Here is a 15011-nt window from a genome sequence, read left to right on the forward strand (position 1 = left end):
GCGCGCCCTCGGCCCCCTGGTGGTCCTGCTCGCCTGGTACGCCGCCTCGGCCACCGGTCTGCTCACCGACGACCTGCTGGCCTCTCCCGGCGCCGTGCTCCAGGCACTGGGCGAGCTCTGGTCCTCCGGTCAGCTGGGCGACGCGCTCACCGTGTCCCTGGGCCGGGCCGGCACCGGTCTGCTGATCGGCGCGAGCACCGGCCTCGCGCTCGGCGTGCTGACCGGCTTCTCCCGGATCGGCGAGGAACTCGTCGACTCCACCGTCCAGTTGCTGCGCACGATCCCGTTCCTCTCGCTGGTCCCGCTGTTCATGGTCTGGTTCGGCATCGGCGAGACCGCCCGGGTGGTGCTGATCGCGGTCGCCACCAGCTTCCCGATGTACGTCTCCGCCTCGGGCGGGGTGCGCAACACCGACCGCAAGCTGATCGAGGCGATGCGCAGCTTCGGGATGGGCCGGGCCGCCCTGGTCCGCGAGGTGGTGCTGCCGGGCGCCCTGCCCGCGCTGCTCTCCGGCCTGCGGCTCTCCATGACGCTCAGCGTGATCGCGCTGATCGCCGCCGAGGAGATCAACTCCACTGCCGGGATCGGTTACTTGATGTCCACCGCGCAGGAGTACTCGCGCACCGACGTCCTGACCGTCTGCATCCTGGTCTACGCCCTGATCGGGCTGATCGCGGACGGGCTCGTCCGCCTGCTGGAGCGCCTGCTCATGCCGTGGCGCACCCAAGGAGCACAGCGATGACCACGACCGTTCCCGACGGCACCGCCGTCCACCTGCGCGGCCTGCGCCGGACCTTCGGCGACCGGCACGTGCTGGACGGCCTGGACCTGGACCTGGCCCGCGGCGAGTTCCTGGCGCTGCTCGGCGCCAGCGGCACCGGCAAGACCACGCTGCTGCGGATCCTCGGCGCGCTGGACCGCCACGACGCGGGCACGGTGCTGGTGCCCGAGGCCCGCACCATCGTCTTCCAGGAGCCCCGGCTGGTTCCCTCCAAGAAGGTGCTGGCCAATGTCCTGGTCGGCCTGCCCCGGGGCGCGGCCGGCCGGGAGACCGCCCTGCGCGCGCTGACCGAGGTCGGGCTGGAGCGTCACGCCGAGGCCTGGCCCGCGACGCTCTCCGGCGGCGAGGCCCAGCGGGTCGCGCTGGCCCGGGCCCTGGTCCGGGAGCCCGAACTGCTGCTGCTCGACGAACCGTTCGCCGCGCTGGACGCGCTGACCCGGCTGCGGATGCAGGACCTGGTCGGCGAACTCTGCCGGGCCCACCGCCCGGCCGTGCTGCTGGTCACCCACGACGTCGAGGAGGCCGTCCGGCTGGCCGACCGGGTGGCCGTGCTGCGCGACGGGAAGCTGGTCACCGACGAGCGGATCCCGTTCGACCACCCGCGCGACCCCGCCGACCCGGCCTTCGCCGAGCTCCGCCGCCGCCTGCTCGCCGACCTCGGCGTGCACACCCCCCTCGTCACCCCGTCTGCCTCTGGAGCGCACTGAATGACCGTCAACATCGGCGTGCACAACGCGAACCCGTCCCTCTACCACCTGTCCCGCCTCGGCCTGCTGGAGGCCGCCCTCGTCCCGCTCGGCGAGACCGTGGCCTGGCACCAGGTCGGGGGCCTGGACACCGCCGCCGCGCTGGCCGACGGCACCATCGACTTCGGCGGCACCGGCTCCACCCCGCCGCTCTCCGCCCAGGCCGCCGGGCACGACCTGGTGTACGCCGCCGTCTCCGCACCCCGCCCCGGCCACGGCGCACTGCTGGTCGCGGCCGACAGCCCGATCCGCACCGTCGCCGAACTCGGCGGCCGGACCGTCGCGTTGGCCATCGGCTCCTGGCAGACCCACTTCACCGCCAAGGCGCTGGCCGGCGCCGGGCTCGGCTACGGGACCGACATCACCGCCCGGCGCTCCGACGCCGACTCGTACGAGGACCTGCTGGCCGGCCGGATCGACGCCTGGGTGGCCCAGGGCGCGGAGCTGGCCGCCGCCCGGCGGGCCGGTACGGTCCGCACCCTCGCCGAGGCCGGGGACGTGATCACCGACCGGTCCGTCTTCTTCACCCGCCGGGACTTCGCGGCCACCCGCCCCGAGCTGGTCTCGGTGATCGTGACCGCCCTCGCGGAGGCCGACGCCTGGGCCGCGAGCCACCTGGACGAAGCAGCCGCGATCGCCGCCGCCGACCAGGGCGGCAGCACGGCCGACTGGCGCGAGGCGCTCGCCGCCCTGCCCTGGACCCTGGAGCCGGTCTCCGCCGCCTTCCTGGCCGAGCAGCAGGAGGCCGCCGACATCCTGACCGCGGCCGGTTTCCTGCCCACCCCGATCACCGTCGCCGACGCCGTCCTCGGAGCCCGCTGATGCCCACCCCCGAAATCCTCTGGTACGTCATCCCGCGCGAAGGCGCCTTCCCCTGGGAGCCCGAGGGCCGCCGCTCCGTCGACCTGGCCTACCTCCAGCAGCTCGGCGTCGCCGCGGACCGCCTGGGCTACGACGGCGCGCTGTTCGCCACCGACCTCTACGACGTCTGGCCGCTGGCCAGTGCGCTGGCCGCCGTGACCCGCCCGAGCTTCAAGCCGCTGCTGGCCGTGCACCCCGGGCTGATCTCGCCGACCCTGCTGGCCAAGATGGCACTGAGCTTCAGTCAGCTGTTCGGCCCCGACCGGCTCCGCTTCAACGTGGTGAACGGCTCCACCGAGCAGCTCCGGCAGTCCGGTCTGCACCTGGAGCACGACGAGCGCTACCTGCTGAGCGCCGAGTACTGGTCGATCGTCAAGCGGCTGACGGCCGGTGAGGTCTTCGACCACAAGGGCAGGTTCTACGACCTGCCGGGCGCGGGCAGCTCGCTGCGCGAACTCGCACCCGTCCAGGGCGGCCGTCACACTCCGCTCTGGTTCGGCGGCTCCTCCGCCCCCGGCATCGAGATGGCCGCCGAACACGTCGACGTCTACCTCACCTGGGGCGAGCCCCTGGAGCAGCTCCGGCAGAAGCTCGACCTGGTCCGCGCGCGGGCCGCCGCCCACGGCCGGACGCTGCGGCTCGGCCTGCGCCTGCACCTGATCGTCCGGGACACCGAGGAGCAGGCCTGGGCCGCGGCCGACCACCTGCTCGACGTCACCAGCCAGGCCACCTACACCCGGATGCTCGGCAACGGCGCCGAGGACGGCGTCGGCTGGCAGCGCCAGTTCCGCCAGCACGGCGGACGGGTGCCGCACCACGCGCGCGAGTTGGAGACCCACCCCAACCTCTGGCCCGGCATGAGCCTGTTCCGCCCCGGCCCGGGCACCGCCGTGGTCGGCAGCACCCGGCAGGTGATCGAGCGCCTCCAGGAGTACCGGTCCCTCGGCGTCGACACCTTCATCCTGTCCGGCAACCCGCTGCTGGAGGAGGCGTACCGGGTCGCCGAGACCGTGCTGCCCGCCCTGCGAGAATGACGGTCGGGTACGACCCACCGTCGGCCCGTCCGCCCGAGCAGGAGGCTCCATGCCCACGTCCACCGCCACCGTGTTCCGTGACGTCCGCCCGTTCGGCGAGGGCGGGCCCGTCGACCTGGTGGCCGTCGGCGGGGTACTGACGGACCGAGTGCCGGCCGGCGCGGCGGTGGAGTACGTCGAGGGCGGCGGGCGGATCGCGCTGCCGGGGCTGGTGGACGCGCACATCCACCCGGACAAGACCGCCTGGGGCGAGCCCTGGTACAGCCGCCGGCCGGCCGCCGGGCTGCCCGAGTACGTGAAGGGGGACGTGGAGCTGCACGACTGGCAGCGCACCTCCCTCGCGGACCGCGCCACCCGCCTGCTGGCCAACGCGGTGGCCCGCGGCACCCGCGCCGTCCGCGCCCACGTGGACGTGGCGCCGGCGTACGGGCTGGAGGCGGTGACCGGTCTGGCCGAGGCGCGCGAGCGGCTGCGCTCCGCCCTCGACGTGCAGATCGTGGCCTTCCCGCAGCACGGGGTGCGCCGCGAGCCCGGGGCGGGGGCGCTGCTCGCGGAGGCGGCGGCGAGCGGGCTGGTGGACGCGGTCGGCGGGCTCGACCCGGCGGGGTTCGACGGGGTGGACGGCGGCGAGGGCCCGGCCCAGCTCGACCAGGTCTTCGCGCTCGCCGAGCGCCACGGCCTCCCGGTCGACGTCCACCTGCACGACCGCGGCGAGCGCGGCCTGGCGCCGCTGCGCGACATCGCCGCGCGGACGAAGGCGGCGGGGCTGCAGGGCCGCGTCGTGGTCAGCCACGCGTTCTGCGTCCCGGAGCTGACGGGCCGTGCGCTGGAGGAGCTGGCCGAGCTGCTGAGCGGTGCGGGCGTCGGGCTGACCACGGTGGCCCCCTCCGCCCACCAGGTGCTTCCGTTCCGCCGGCTGCAGGCCGCGGGCGTCCGGGTGGGTCTCGGCTCGGACGGCGTGCGGGACTCCTGGAGCCCGTTCGGCAACGCCGACATGCTGCACCGCGCCCACCTGCTCGGCTGGACCACCGACGCCCGCACCGACCGGGACCTGACCGAGTGCTTCGACCTCGCGGCCACCGGCGGCGCCGAGCTGCTCGGCCTCCCGGCCGCCACCCTCGCCCCCGGCTCCCCGGCCGACTTCTTCCTGGTCGAGGGCGAGTGCCTGCCCCAGGTGGTGGTGGACCTGCCCGCCCGTGACCTGGTGGTCAAGGGCGGGCAGGTCGGCGCCCGCGAGGGGCGGATCACCGGCTGAGCGGGGCTACGGCAGCGGGAGGCTGACGACCTGCGGGTCGTGGTCGCTCAGCTGGGTGCCGAACTCGCTGTTCAGGTGGACGATGTCGTACGCGTACGGGGTGGCCGCCAGGGCTCCGGAGACCAGGATGTGGTCGAGGACCTGGGAGTTGCCCTCGTACACGTAGGTGTAGCGCTCGGCCGCCGGCAGCGTGCGCGGCAGGTCGGTCAGCGCGCCGCCCGCCGTCAGGATGTCGGCGGTCTGCGAGAACTCGAAGTCGTTCAGGTCGCCGAGCACCACCACCGAGGCGGCCGGGTCGACGGCGAGCAGCTGGTCGGTGAAGGCCTTCACCACGCCCGCCTGGGCGGTGCGCTGGGTCTCGGAGGAGCGGCTCGGCGGCTGGTAGCGGCCGAACAGGGGCTGGTCACCGCCCTTGGAGTTGAAGTGGTTGGCGATCACGAAGACGGGCCTGCCGTGCCAGCTGAACTCCCCGGCCAGCGGCTTGCGGCTGGACGCGAAGGCGGAGTTGCCGGGGTCGATCCAACCCGGGGAGTAACTCAGCGCGGGCGTACCGGAGTTGTTGACCACGGCGGTGGCGGTGGTGGCTCCGGCGCCGGGGCGGTCGGTGAAGCTGAGACCGCGGTCAGTGCGGTAGAGGAACACCTGGCGGATGTTGCCGCCGGGCTCGCCGCCGTCCTGGTCGTTCTGCGGGTTGATCTGGCGGTAGGAGTAACTCGGTCCGCCCGCCGCCGAGATGGCGGCGGTGAGCTTGGTGATGGTCTGGTCGGCGGCGGTCACGCCGTTGTCGGTGGCGCCGTTGTTGTCCTGGATCTCCTCCAGGGCCAGCAGGTCGGGGGCGCGCAGGTTGCCGACCACGGCGCCGGCCAGGCCGTCGAACTTGCTCTGCGGGTCGCTCGGGTCGAGGTTCTCCACGTTGAAGGTGGCCACGTTGAGGGTGCCGGCCGCCGGGGCGGGGGTGGTCTCCCTCACCAGGCCGCCGGGGCTCACCACCGGCGTGGCGGTGACCAGCAGCTTGAAGTTGCCGAAGGAGTAGTCGAGCACCCCGACGGTGGCCCCGGTCAGCGTGTCGCCGGTGTCGGCGGCCGGGGTGGGCGCCAACGCGTCGTCCAGCAGCACGCGTTCGGGGTTGAAGTCGCCCGCCTGGATCACGATGCCGCCGCGCGCCGTCCGGGTGGCGCTGCCCGCCGGGACGACGGGTATCTCGCCGACGGAGCTGCGCGGGCCGACCACGGCGGCGTCGCTCAGCTGGAGCCGCATGCCCTCCAGTGACTCCCAGAAGTCGATGCCGTCGGTCGTGGGCTGGAACGAACCGCCGGTCTCCACGTCGCCGTTGGCGTCGTCGTCGATCACCGCGGCGGGCGGCACCCGGCCACCTGTGCCGACCACCACCGGAGCGGGCAACGCGGCGCCGTGGGCGACCAGGGCGACGGTGGGCGAGGTGAGCTCCGTCGTGGTCAGGTTGTTGGTGCCACCGGTGCCGCCGGGCCGGTACTCGGCGACGGTGCCGCCGACCGTGACCGAGTCGGCGACGGCCACGGTGGGCGCCGAGGCGGTGTAGACGAACACGGCCTCACTGGTCGCCGGATCGGCGTCCGGGTTCGGGTCCTGGAACCAGAAGCCGGTCGCGGACACCGCCGTGACGACCCCCGGCAGACCGCTGACGGACTGGCCGGTCTTCGGCGAGCGGTGCGCGGCGCCCTGCACGTCGCGGATCCGGGCCGAGCCGCCTCCGCCGCCGTTGTAGGAGGAGTTCCGCGGGTTGGGCGAAGTCACGGCGAAGTCAGCCGAGTTGGCGTCGGTGTCGGTGGCGCCGCCACCGGACCGCACGGCGGCGGTGGTGTTGGCGAGGGCGCCGGTCGGCGAGCCCTCGGCGGAGCTGGCGCCGCTGCCGTAGCCGACGAAGTCCCGTACGCCCGGCTTGGTGGCACAGCCGGTGGAGCAGGTCAGCGCGGTGGCGTTGGTGACCAGGGCGACCTTGCCGGTGGTCGCGCTCATCGCGATGGTGCCGGTGCTGTCGGGGGTGGGCAGCGCGGCGCCCGCACCGCTGCCGGCGGCCTCGCGGACCAGGTGGTAGCGGCCGGGTGCGATGGTGCCGGAGAGCGCCGTGGTGGACCAGGACGATCCGGTGGACGAGGCGTACTGGACGGTCCAGCCGGACAGCGAGACGGTAGCGGACCCCCGGTTGTAGAGCTCGATGAAGTCATGGGTGTACGGGGCGCCGGAGTTGCCGCCACCGCCGTACACCTGGCTGATCACGACGTCCGGGGAGACCGCTTGGGCGGTCTGGCCGGGCAGGGAGAGCAGGGCGCCCAGCACGGTGGCGGCACTGGCCGCCGCCACCGTGCGTGGCCGCCGGAGCGACCGGATACGACGCGACATCGGGTGTCCTCCTGAGGAGCCGACGAGGGACGGGGACGGTACGGTCAGCACTCCTCCCCCGTCTTCCCCCGCTGACACCGACGCCCAGGCGTACGCCGGACGAACAGCCGGCGTGCTCACCTCACGGCAGCAGCCCGGCCGTCCGCAGGTCCAGGTCGATCCGCGGCGCCAGCGTCGCCGCCAGGGTCGAGGTGATGTGGCCGGTGTCCCGGTAGAGCAGCACCCCCTCACGGGCCGGCGGGCACTCCCCTTCGCCCGGGCAGAGCAGGGCGCGGTAGTCCAGCACGGTGACCCCGTACTTGGTGGCCAGGCCGTCGGTGAGCAACGGCTCGGGCAGCAGGGCCTGTTCACGCGAGAAGGTGCAGGTCTCGCCGGAGGCCAGGCAGACGGGGACGTCCTTGCCGGGCATCGGGGTGTCGGCCAGGTAGGCGACCGGCGCCCCGACGGCCTTCAGCCGCTCCAGGGCGGTGGCCCAGCCGGCCGAGCGCTGCTCGGCGCTGCCGAAGCGGTTCAGGCCGGCGACCACCACCAGGCGGGGCTTCGGGCCAGTGGCCAGCCGGGTGAGGGTGTTCTCCCGCCAGCGGTCGCACTCGGTGTACTCGCGGCCGAGCACCTCGTCCCGCACCGTCATGGTGGGCAGCGGGCAGCCGGGCTTGACCAACACCTCCAATGCCCAGCCGCGTTGGCGCACCACCGAGAGCAGCCCGGCCATCCACTGCCCGGCGTGCGAGTCGCCGAGCAGCACCACCCGGTCCGGGGAGCGGGTGTCGCCGAACAGGCAGGGCGGGCTCTGATCGGCCGTCAGGGCGATCTGGCAGTCGCCGGCCGGCGGGTGGTCGGTCCGGGCCCGGGCCAAGGTCGGGGTCAGACCGGTGAGTTGGACGCCGGGTGCGAGCAGCAGCGGGCCGCTCGGCGCACCGGCCGGGATCACCACCACGGCGTCCGGGTCGCCGAGGGCGCGCACGGCCCCGCCGCCCAGGGTGAGCCCGGCGATCAGCGGGACGGTGAGGGCCACCGCGCCGACCGACAGGCCCTTGCGCGGGGCGTTGGAGCGGCCGCGCCGCAGCGGCCTCTCGACGTAGCGCAGGGTCAGCCAGGCGGGCAGCGCGGAGCCGAGCGCGAGGGCGACCGTGACGGCCAACGGCAGGGCGCCGTACCGGGCCTGGGCCAGCGTCAGGACCGGCCAGTGCCAGAGGTACCAGGCGTACGACAGGCGGCCGGCGGCCCGCAGCGGCGGGCTGGCCAGCAGCCCGCCGGCCTGGTACCAGCGGCCGGTGCCCGGGCCGCTCAGCAGCAGGGCGGCGGTGCCGAGGGCCGGCAGCAGGGCCGCGCTGCCGGGGAAGGGGGTGGCGCGGTCGTAGAGCAGGGCGGCCGTCAGCACCGCGGCCAGGCCGAGCCAGCCGAGCAGGGTGGAGCCGAACAGGCGGCGCCGGTAGAGCAGGGCGGCGGCCCCGCCGATCGCGAACTCCCAGAGCCGGGTGGCGGTGGAGAAGTAGCCGAGCGGCGCGGCGTCGGCGGTCCAGCGCAGGCAGAGCAGCAGCGACAGCGTGCCGACCAGCAGCGTGACGGGCCAGACGGCCGGGCGGCGGCCCTTGGCCAGCAGCAGGACCAGGCCGCCCCAGAGCAGGTAGAACTGGTTCTCCACGCCCAGCGACCAGAAGTGCAGCACCGGGCTCGGGTCCCGGGTGGCGGTCAAATAGTCGGTCTGCTGCCCGGCGAACCGCCAGTTGGCGAACTGCCCGGCGGCAGCCAGCAGGTCACGGGCCAGGTCGGCGCCGCGCAACGGGTCCAGCAGCAGCCAGCCGCCCAGCGCGGTGGCGGTCAGCACCACGGCGGCGGCGGGCAGGATGCGGCGGGCACGGCGAGCCAGGAAGTCCCGCAGGGCGAGCGGGCGGGGGCCGGCCAGCAGGCCGGTGATGAGGAAGCCGGAGAGGACGAAGAAGACGTCCACGCCCACGTAACCGCCGCTCAGGGCGGGGACTCCGGCGTGGAAGGCGAGCACCGTCAGCACGGCGACGCCGCGCAGGCCCTCGATGTCGGGGCGGAAGGGTGCGGCGCCGCTGCGCGGTGCGGGCGGCGCGGGGGCCGTTCTGGTCGGCCGGGTCAGGGTGATCAGGTCGGACACGGTGGTGCTCCTTGCGACGGCTGCGGTGGGTGTTACCGCCGGGCCCATGGGGGTGGGCCTCCCGGCGGCCGTTCCCGCGCCGGTGGGGCGACGCGCACGGAGGTGCTGAGGGTGTGGTGGTGCTGAGGGGTGTGGTGGCGCTCAGGGTGTGTCGGTGCTGAGGGCCGGTCAGAAGAGCGGGTCGGCCCAGCCGCTGGCCAGCAGGGCGGTGAGCGCGAGCACGGCGGTGACCGCGAGCGCCTCGGGGCGCCCGAAGCTCTCCGCGCCGGCCTCCGTGGGGGCCCGCTTCGGCCCGCGCACCTGGTCCTCGCCGCGCAGCAGCGCCCAGAGCGCGGTGAGCACCGGCACGGTGGTGTACGCGGTGAGCACCAGCAGCCCGGCCAGCGCCCAGTACGGCTGCCAGCCGTGCAGCAGGACGGCCCGCACCAGGCCGACGACGCCGGCGGCCAGGCAGAACGAGAGCCAGAGCACCCCGATCCGGCCGACGGTGCGGCCGAGCGCGGAGCGGCCGGCGATGGCGCCGGTGGGCACCCAGTCGGCACTGCGGCTGCGCAGCGCGTGGCCGAGCGCGATCACGTGGCAGAAGCCGCTGAGGAGTTGGACCCGGGTGACCTCGAACCGCCAGCGGGTACGGGAGGCGGCGGGCAGCAGGGCGAGCGAGACCCAGAGCGGCGGCAGGAAGGGCAGCACCTGCCAGGGCTCGATCCGCTCGGGGGCGAAGAAGAGCAGCAGCAGGGCGGGCAGCGGCACGGCGAAGACGTTCACGGCGCTGCTGAGGTAGCCGAGGATGCCGTTCCAGAAGCAGATCCGGGCGGAGCGGGACAGCGGGCCGCGGTGGAAGTCGGGGTCGCGCAGCAGGGCGAGCGAGCCGAGGCACCAGCGGTACTGCTGGCTGATGAACGCGGACAGGCCGGTGGGCGAGAGGCCCTTGGCGAGCAGGGTGGGCACGTAGCGGGTGCGGTAGCCGTGCCGGGCCAGCGCGAGACCGGTGTAGAGGTCCTCGCTGTGGTCCGACTCGAAGAATCCGCCCGCGAGTTCGAGTGCGTGGCGCCGGTACAGCGCGTTGGTGCCGCAGCAGACGGTGCCGTCCTGGGCGTCCCGGGAGGGCTGGATCCAGCGGTAGAAGATCTCCTGGGTCGCTCCGGCCCCGCGCTCCAGCCAGCTCATCGAGGCGTCGGTGTCGAAGCACTGCGGGCTCTGCACGATGCCGGTCTCGGGCTGGTCGAAGTAGGGCACCAGGTGGTCCAGGAAGTCCTCGCGCGGGCAGAAGTCCGCGTCCAGCACCGCCACCAGGTCGGAACTACCCGCCGCCAGACCGAAGTTGAGGTTTCCGGCCTTCTTGAACCGGCCCCGGTCGGGTCGGCTGTGGTAGCGGAAACCGTACTCCTCGGCGAGGGCTCGGACGGCCGGGTCGTCGGCGTCGTCGAGCACCCGGACGGTCAACTCGCCGTCCCAGCGCACCCGGGAGACGTGCCGGTAGGCGTTCTCCAGGACGGTGAGGGGTTCGCCGCAGGTGGGCAGCAGCAGGTCGACGCTGGGGATCCACCGGCGTCCCCGGCCTGCGGGCCACGGTGGACGGCGCGGTCGCGACCCTCGCCTGGACCGCCCCGAGCGGCGCAACGCCGTGACGCTCGCGATGTGGCGCGCGCTCCCCGGCGTGCTCGACCGGCTGGCCGCCGCCCCCGGGGTGCGCGCGCTGCTGCTGACCGGCGCGGGCGGCACCTTCAGTGCCGGCGCCGACATCGCCGAGCTCTCCGAGGTGTACGCGGACCCGGACCGGGCCGAGGCCTACCACGCGCAGAACGTCGCGGGCCGAGCAGGCGCTGGCCGCCTTCCCGCACCCGACCGTCGCGTGGTGCACGGCCACTGCGTGGGCGGCGGCTGCCAGTTGGCGGTCGCCTGCGACCTGCGCTTCGTCGCCCACGACGCCCGCCTCGGCATCACCCCGGCCAAGCTGGGCGTGGTCTACCCGGCGGTGCCGACCACCCGGCTGGCCCGGCTGGTCGGCCCGGCCCGGGCCAAGTACCTGCCTGTTCTCCGGCGAGTTGGTGGACGCCCGGCGGGCCGAGCTGTTCGGACTGGCCGACGAGGTGCACCCGGCGGCCGAACTGGACGCCCGGGCACACGAGTTCGCCGCGATGCTGGCCACCCGCTCACCGCAGACCCTCGGCGCGGCCAAGGCCGCGCTGGAGGCCGGGCCCGGGTCGAGGACGCCCGCGCCGCCCTCGCCCCCTGGGAGCGGAAGTCCCGCCGGTCCCCGGACGTCCGCGAGGGCCTGGCCGCCTTCCTGGAGCGCAGGCCCCGCGGTTCTGACGGCACGTCACCACGCGGGCACCACCACCTCGGCACCACCGCGCTAGCGGATCGGCATCCCCGAGATGGCCCGGGCGATCACCAGTCGCTGGATCTCGCTGGTGCCCTCGAAGATCGTGTAGATCGCGCTGTCCCGGTGCATCCGCTCCACCGGGTACTCCCGGGTGTAGCCGTTCCCGCCGAGCAGCTGCATCGCCTGCGAGGTCACGTACTTGGCGGTCTCGCCCGCGTAGAGCTTGGACATCGAGCCCTCCGCCGAGGTGAACGGCTGGTTGGTGGCCGCCATCCAGGAGGCCCGCCAGACCAGCAGCCGTGCCGCGTCGATCCGGGTCTTCATGTCGGCCAGCTGGAAGGCCACGCCCTGGTTGTCGATGATCGGCGGCCGAACTGCACCCGGGTCCTGGCGTAGTCCAGCGCCACCTCGTAGGCGGCCCGGGCGATGCCGATGGCCCTGCGCTCCGACGGCCGGGCGGGAGGCCTCGAAGGTGGCCATCGCCGCGTTCTTGCCGCTCTTGCGGGCGCCCTCGCGGCCGGGCCAGGCGCTCGTCGAGCTTCTCCTTGCCGCCGAGCAGGCAGCTGCCGGGGACCCGGACGCCGTCCAGCACCACCTCGGCGGTGTGCGAGGCGCGGATGCCGTGCTTCTTGAACTTCTGACCCTGGCTCAGTCCCGGGGTGCCGGGCGGCACCACGAAGGAGGCCTGGCCGCGGGCGCCGAGCTCCGGGTCCACCGTGGCGACCACCACGTGGACGTGGGCGATGCCGCCGTTGGTGGCCCAGGTCTTGGTGCCGTTGATCACCCACTCGTCCTTGGCCTCGTCGTAGACGGCGCGGGTGCGCAGCGCGGAGACGTCGGAGCCGGCGTCCGGCTCGGAGGAGCAGAAGGCGGCCAGCTTGACGTCCTCGGGGGTGCCGAACATCTGCGGCGCCCAGGTGCCGATCTGCTCGTCGGTGCCGTTGGCCAGCACCGCGACGGCGGCCAGGGTGGTGCCGGTGATGGCCAGGCCGAGCCCGGCGTCGCCCCAGAACAGCTCCTCCATGGCGATCGGGATGCCGACGCCGGAGGGGTCGAAGAACTGCTGGGCATAGAAGTCCAGCGAGTAGATGCCGAGCTTGGCCGCCTCCTGGATGACCGGCCAGGGGGTCTCCTCGCGCTCGTCCCACTCGGCGCGCGCCGGGCGCATCACGTCGGCGGCGAAGCCGTGCAGCCAGTCGCGGACGGCGAGCTGGTCCGGGCCGGGGTCGAGGAGAAGGTGCTCATGCGGGGTGCCTCCGGTCGCGGTGTCGTCCCATGCCGTGGGGTGTTACCCCCGGTAACATGCTCGGAGTCTGCTACTGATTGGTAGGCCTGTCAACGTCCACATCCACCCCCACGCCCAGGGAGCAGCACATGCCGGACGAGCCCGCCGCGAGCAGTTGCTGAACGCCGCCGACCGGGTCGTGCAGCGGGACGGCGGGCGCCAGCATGAACGCCATCGCGGCCGAGGCCGGGATCACCAAACCGATCCTCTACCGCCACTTCGGCGACCGGAACGGCCTGATCAGCGCCCTGACGGAGCGTCACACCAGCGGCCTGCTGGCCGCCGTCCGGGCTGCGCTGAACGAGCCGCTGGAGCGCCGCGACCGGGTGGAGCACGTGCTGGACGTCTACCTGGCCGGGATCGAGTCCCGCCCGCAGGTCTACCGGCTGATCACCCAGGGCGGCGACCAGGGCCGGGCCGCCGGCAGGCGCTGGCGCCCGCGCTCCAGCAGATCGCCGACGAGATCACCAAGGCCGTGCAGGCCCAGGTCGACCTCGGGGCGGACGGACCGCTGCTCTCCGAGACCTGGGGCCGGGCGATCACCGGCATGGTGCTGGCCGCCGGGGACTGGTCGCCTCGGTCGGCTGGGCGCTCGGAGCCGGCGCGGCCTTCTCCGAGGTGTACTCGGGGGCGCTGCCGCGGCTCGGGTCGGCTCGAAGCGCAGCCAGCCCGAGCCGGGGAAGTACAGCTCCGGCCAGGCGTGGTAGTCCTGGCTGCGCACCAGGAAGCTGCCCCGGCCCATGTCGGTGCCGGGCGCGAAGCCGATGGCCACCCGGGCCGGGATGCCGAGCGAGCGGGCCATCGCGGCCATGTGGCCGCGTAGTGCACGCAGAAGCCGGTCTTCTCGCGCAGGAAGCGCTCGATGGCCTCGTTCCCGGTGGCCGCGGCGACCTGGAGGGCTGTAGCGGAACTCGGGGCCGTTGAACCAGGCCTGCAACGCCACGGCCTGGTCGTACGGGTTGTTTCTTGCCGGCCACCACCTTGCGGGCGGTCCTGGGCGACCACCGGCGGCAGGGTGTCCGGCAGGGAGGTGAAGCGGCGGGGCGATCTCGTTCGGGACGGGGCCGGCCGAGCGGAGCTGCTCGGGGGTCGGGCGACGTCCTTGCTGACCACGGAGTACGTGATGCCGTCGGTCTTCTGCCGCCGTCGCCGACCACCGAGCGGGTGTCGGGCTCGTACTTCCAGTCGCCCCGCACGGTGACCGTGTCGGCCGGTAGGGCATCGGCAACCACTCGGTGGAGAGGGTTCTTGGAGATCTTGATGTCGGTGCGGAAGCTCTCGGCCTGGACGTCCTGGCCGAGCCCCTGCGGGTAGGGCATCGGGCTGGGGATCTGCTGGAGGCGCTGCTCGGAGAACTTCCAGGAGACGCCGTCGAAGCTGTCCAGCGCGCCGATCCGCATGTAGAGGTCGGTGGCGTTGGAGTCGGTGCGGAAGGTGAACATCTCGGTGTTGACGTCCTGACGGGTCAGATTGGCCGTCAGGGCCACCACCGGGTTCAGCGAGGTGACGCGGCCGCCCGATCCCTTGCCGAGGCCGCGCGCCGCTCCGTTGCCGTCCCGAACAGGCCGAGGCCGGTCTGCGGGACGATCAGCGGGATCACCACCAGCGCAGGCCAGGGCGAGCAGGCCGACCGGTGGCCGCTGTGCGAGATGGTGCCGCTGCCGTCCTGCGAGGTGCCGTGGAAGACCCCGGCCCCAGCGGGAGAGCCGGTCCTGGCCCTCGGCGAAGAGCAGCAGCAGGTAGCCAGCGGCGGAGAGCAGGAACCACAGCAGGCGTTGTCGGCGCCGTTCAGGCCGGTGCCGACGGAGTACAGCGCGAGCAGCGGCAGCCCGGCCAGCGCGGCCCGGCGGAAGGTCACCGCGAGGGGCGTCGACCAGCACCGCGATCAGCGCCGCCACCGTCGGATACCCTTTTGTCAACCATGGATCACTTTTCCAACTGCTCTCTGGTGGTGCGCTTCCGGAGTGGTTCCGGTTTTCATATGTGGTGTGCGATGGACGTGTAGTCTCCAGCTCTTGTGGGACCGGGTCTTTTCATTGGCCTCCCCCCTTGATGCAGCTGCCGACCGCGTTCCAGCTCGCATCACGGGCCGGCACAGCAAACCAGGTAGTCTCATTTCTAACTGCTGCGAAACGAACACGCAGCAGGAGCATCGATACATGGTAGAGCATGCGGCGCCGACAGTTGGATCGGTCTACCTGGATGGGCGCGCGGAGAAC

Annotated in this window: 10 protein-coding genes and 5 pseudogenes; 8 read left to right on the top strand and 7 right to left on the bottom strand. The window is 73.6% G+C overall.

Going from position 1 to position 15011, the window contains the following annotated elements; translation table 11 throughout:
• The first annotated feature begins 19 nt into the window (after nt 1-19).
• Genes ABD946_RS03590 through ABD946_RS03610 form a run of 5 tightly spaced genes read left to right on the top strand, consistent with a single transcriptional unit; the run spans nt 20 to nt 4677 of the window.
• Nucleotides 20-742 carry an ABC transporter permease gene (locus ABD946_RS03590; protein WP_425558508.1) on the top strand — a complete coding sequence of 241 codons (723 nt, stop codon included), beginning with the start codon at nt 20-22 and terminating at the stop codon, nt 740-742.
• Nucleotides 739-1488 (top strand): ABC transporter ATP-binding protein, encoded by a 750-nt coding sequence (locus ABD946_RS03595; protein ID WP_345279963.1) that lies wholly within the window; start codon nt 739-741, stop codon nt 1486-1488. The genes ABD946_RS03590 and ABD946_RS03595 overlap by 4 nt, the downstream gene beginning before the upstream one ends.
• Entirely contained in the window at nt 1489-2349 is an 861-nt protein-coding gene (locus ABD946_RS03600; RefSeq protein WP_345279965.1) for an ABC transporter substrate-binding protein, read from the top strand. It abuts the gene before it with no gap.
• Nucleotides 2349-3422 (top strand): LLM class flavin-dependent oxidoreductase, encoded by a 1074-nt coding sequence (locus ABD946_RS03605; protein ID WP_345279967.1) that lies wholly within the window; start codon nt 2349-2351, stop codon nt 3420-3422. Before ABD946_RS03600 ends, ABD946_RS03605 begins: the two co-directional genes overlap by 1 nt.
• Before the next feature lie 49 nt (nt 3423-3471).
• The gene (locus ABD946_RS03610) at nt 3472-4677 is read left to right on the top strand and encodes an amidohydrolase (protein ID WP_345279969.1); all 1206 of its coding nucleotides are present in this window, start codon (nt 3472-3474) and stop codon (nt 4675-4677) included.
• A gap of 6 nt (nt 4678-4683) precedes the next feature.
• Here ABD946_RS03610 and ABD946_RS03615 read toward each other — a convergent pair whose 3' ends face one another.
• The 3 genes from ABD946_RS03615 to ABD946_RS03625 all read right to left on the bottom strand — a co-directional run bounded on the left by ABD946_RS03615 (nt 4684) and on the right by ABD946_RS03625 (nt 10924).
• The gene (locus ABD946_RS03615; RefSeq protein ID WP_345279971.1) at nt 4684-7056 is read right to left on the bottom strand and encodes a lamin tail domain-containing protein; all 2373 of its coding nucleotides are present in this window, start codon (nt 7054-7056) and stop codon (nt 4684-4686) included.
• A gap of 121 nt (nt 7057-7177) precedes the next feature.
• Nucleotides 7178-9181: an acyltransferase family protein gene (locus ABD946_RS03620; protein ID WP_345279972.1), complete on the bottom strand. Its 2004-nt coding sequence runs from the start codon at nt 9179-9181 to the stop codon at nt 7178-7180.
• Nucleotides 9182-9349: 168 nt separating this feature from the next.
• The gene (locus tag ABD946_RS03625; RefSeq protein ID WP_345279974.1) at nt 9350-10924 is read right to left on the bottom strand and encodes a glycosyltransferase family 2 protein; all 1575 of its coding nucleotides are present in this window, start codon (nt 10922-10924) and stop codon (nt 9350-9352) included.
• Between ABD946_RS03625 and ABD946_RS03630 the strand changes: the two are divergent.
• Both ABD946_RS03630 and ABD946_RS03635 read left to right on the top strand, forming a co-directional pair.
• A pseudogene (locus tag ABD946_RS03630) lies at nt 10818-11150 on the top strand (enoyl-CoA hydratase/isomerase family protein); the annotation flags it as partial. The gene ABD946_RS03625 and the pseudogene ABD946_RS03630 sit on opposite strands and share 107 nt — an antisense overlap.
• A gap of 79 nt (nt 11151-11229) precedes the next feature.
• A complete protein-coding gene (locus ABD946_RS03635; protein ID WP_345279976.1) occupies nt 11230-11541 on the top strand; it encodes a hypothetical protein in 312 nt (103 codons plus the stop codon).
• On the opposite strand, the gene ABD946_RS03640 is transcribed toward ABD946_RS03635, so the two are convergent.
• Both ABD946_RS03640 and ABD946_RS03645 read right to left on the bottom strand, forming a co-directional pair.
• The gene (locus ABD946_RS03640; protein WP_345279978.1) at nt 11538-11987 is read right to left on the bottom strand and encodes an acyl-CoA dehydrogenase family protein; all 450 of its coding nucleotides are present in this window, start codon (nt 11985-11987) and stop codon (nt 11538-11540) included. The genes ABD946_RS03635 and ABD946_RS03640 overlap by 4 nt on opposite strands.
• A 157-nt stretch (nt 11988-12144) precedes the next feature.
• Nucleotides 12145-12675 (bottom strand): annotated as a pseudogene (locus ABD946_RS03645) (acyl-CoA dehydrogenase family protein); the annotation flags it as partial.
• A 178-nt stretch (nt 12676-12853) separates the two neighbouring features.
• Between ABD946_RS03645 and ABD946_RS03650 the strand changes: the two are divergent.
• Nucleotides 12854-13465: pseudogene (locus ABD946_RS03650) on the top strand (TetR family transcriptional regulator); the annotation flags it as partial.
• A gap of 36 nt (nt 13466-13501) precedes the next feature.
• On the opposite strand, the pseudogene ABD946_RS42410 reads toward ABD946_RS03650, so the two are convergent.
• A pseudogene (locus tag ABD946_RS42410) lies at nt 13502-14014 on the bottom strand (transglutaminase-like domain-containing protein); the annotation flags it as partial.
• Nucleotides 13935-14690: pseudogene (locus tag ABD946_RS42415) on the bottom strand (TgpA N-terminal domain-containing protein); the annotation flags it as partial. The pseudogenes ABD946_RS42415 and ABD946_RS42410, both read right to left, overlap by 80 nt.
• Between the last annotated feature and the right edge of the window lie 321 nt (nt 14691-15011).

The sequence above is a fragment of the Kitasatospora albolonga genome, from assembly GCF_039535905.1.
GTDB classification, from domain to species: Bacteria; Actinomycetota; Actinomycetes; order Streptomycetales; family Streptomycetaceae; genus Kitasatospora; species Kitasatospora albolonga.

Bases quoted from the DNA above. Each gene is read 5' to 3' on its own strand.
- ABD946_RS03595 (WP_345279963.1), top strand. From the start codon at position 739: ATGACCACGACCGTTCCCGACGGCACCGCCGTCCACCTGCGCGGCCTG.
- ABD946_RS03600 (WP_345279965.1), top strand. From the start codon at position 1,489: ATGACCGTCAACATCGGCGTGCACAACGCGAACCCGTCCCTCTACCAC.
- ABD946_RS03605 (WP_345279967.1), top strand. From the start codon at position 2,349: ATGCCCACCCCCGAAATCCTCTGGTACGTCATCCCGCGCGAAGGCGCC.
- ABD946_RS03610 (WP_345279969.1), top strand. From the start codon at position 3,472: ATGCCCACGTCCACCGCCACCGTGTTCCGTGACGTCCGCCCGTTCGGC.
- ABD946_RS03615 (WP_345279971.1), bottom strand. From the start codon at position 7,056: ATGTCGCGTCGTATCCGGTCGCTCCGGCGGCCACGCACGGTGGCGGCG.
- ABD946_RS03625 (WP_345279974.1), bottom strand. From the start codon at position 10,924: ATGTCGGCGCCGGCACTGAAGGTGCCGCCCGCGCCGGTCAGCAGCAGC.
- ABD946_RS03640 (WP_345279978.1), bottom strand. From the start codon at position 11,987: ATGGCCACCTTCGAGGCCTCCCGCCCGGCCGTCGGAGCGCAGGGCCAT.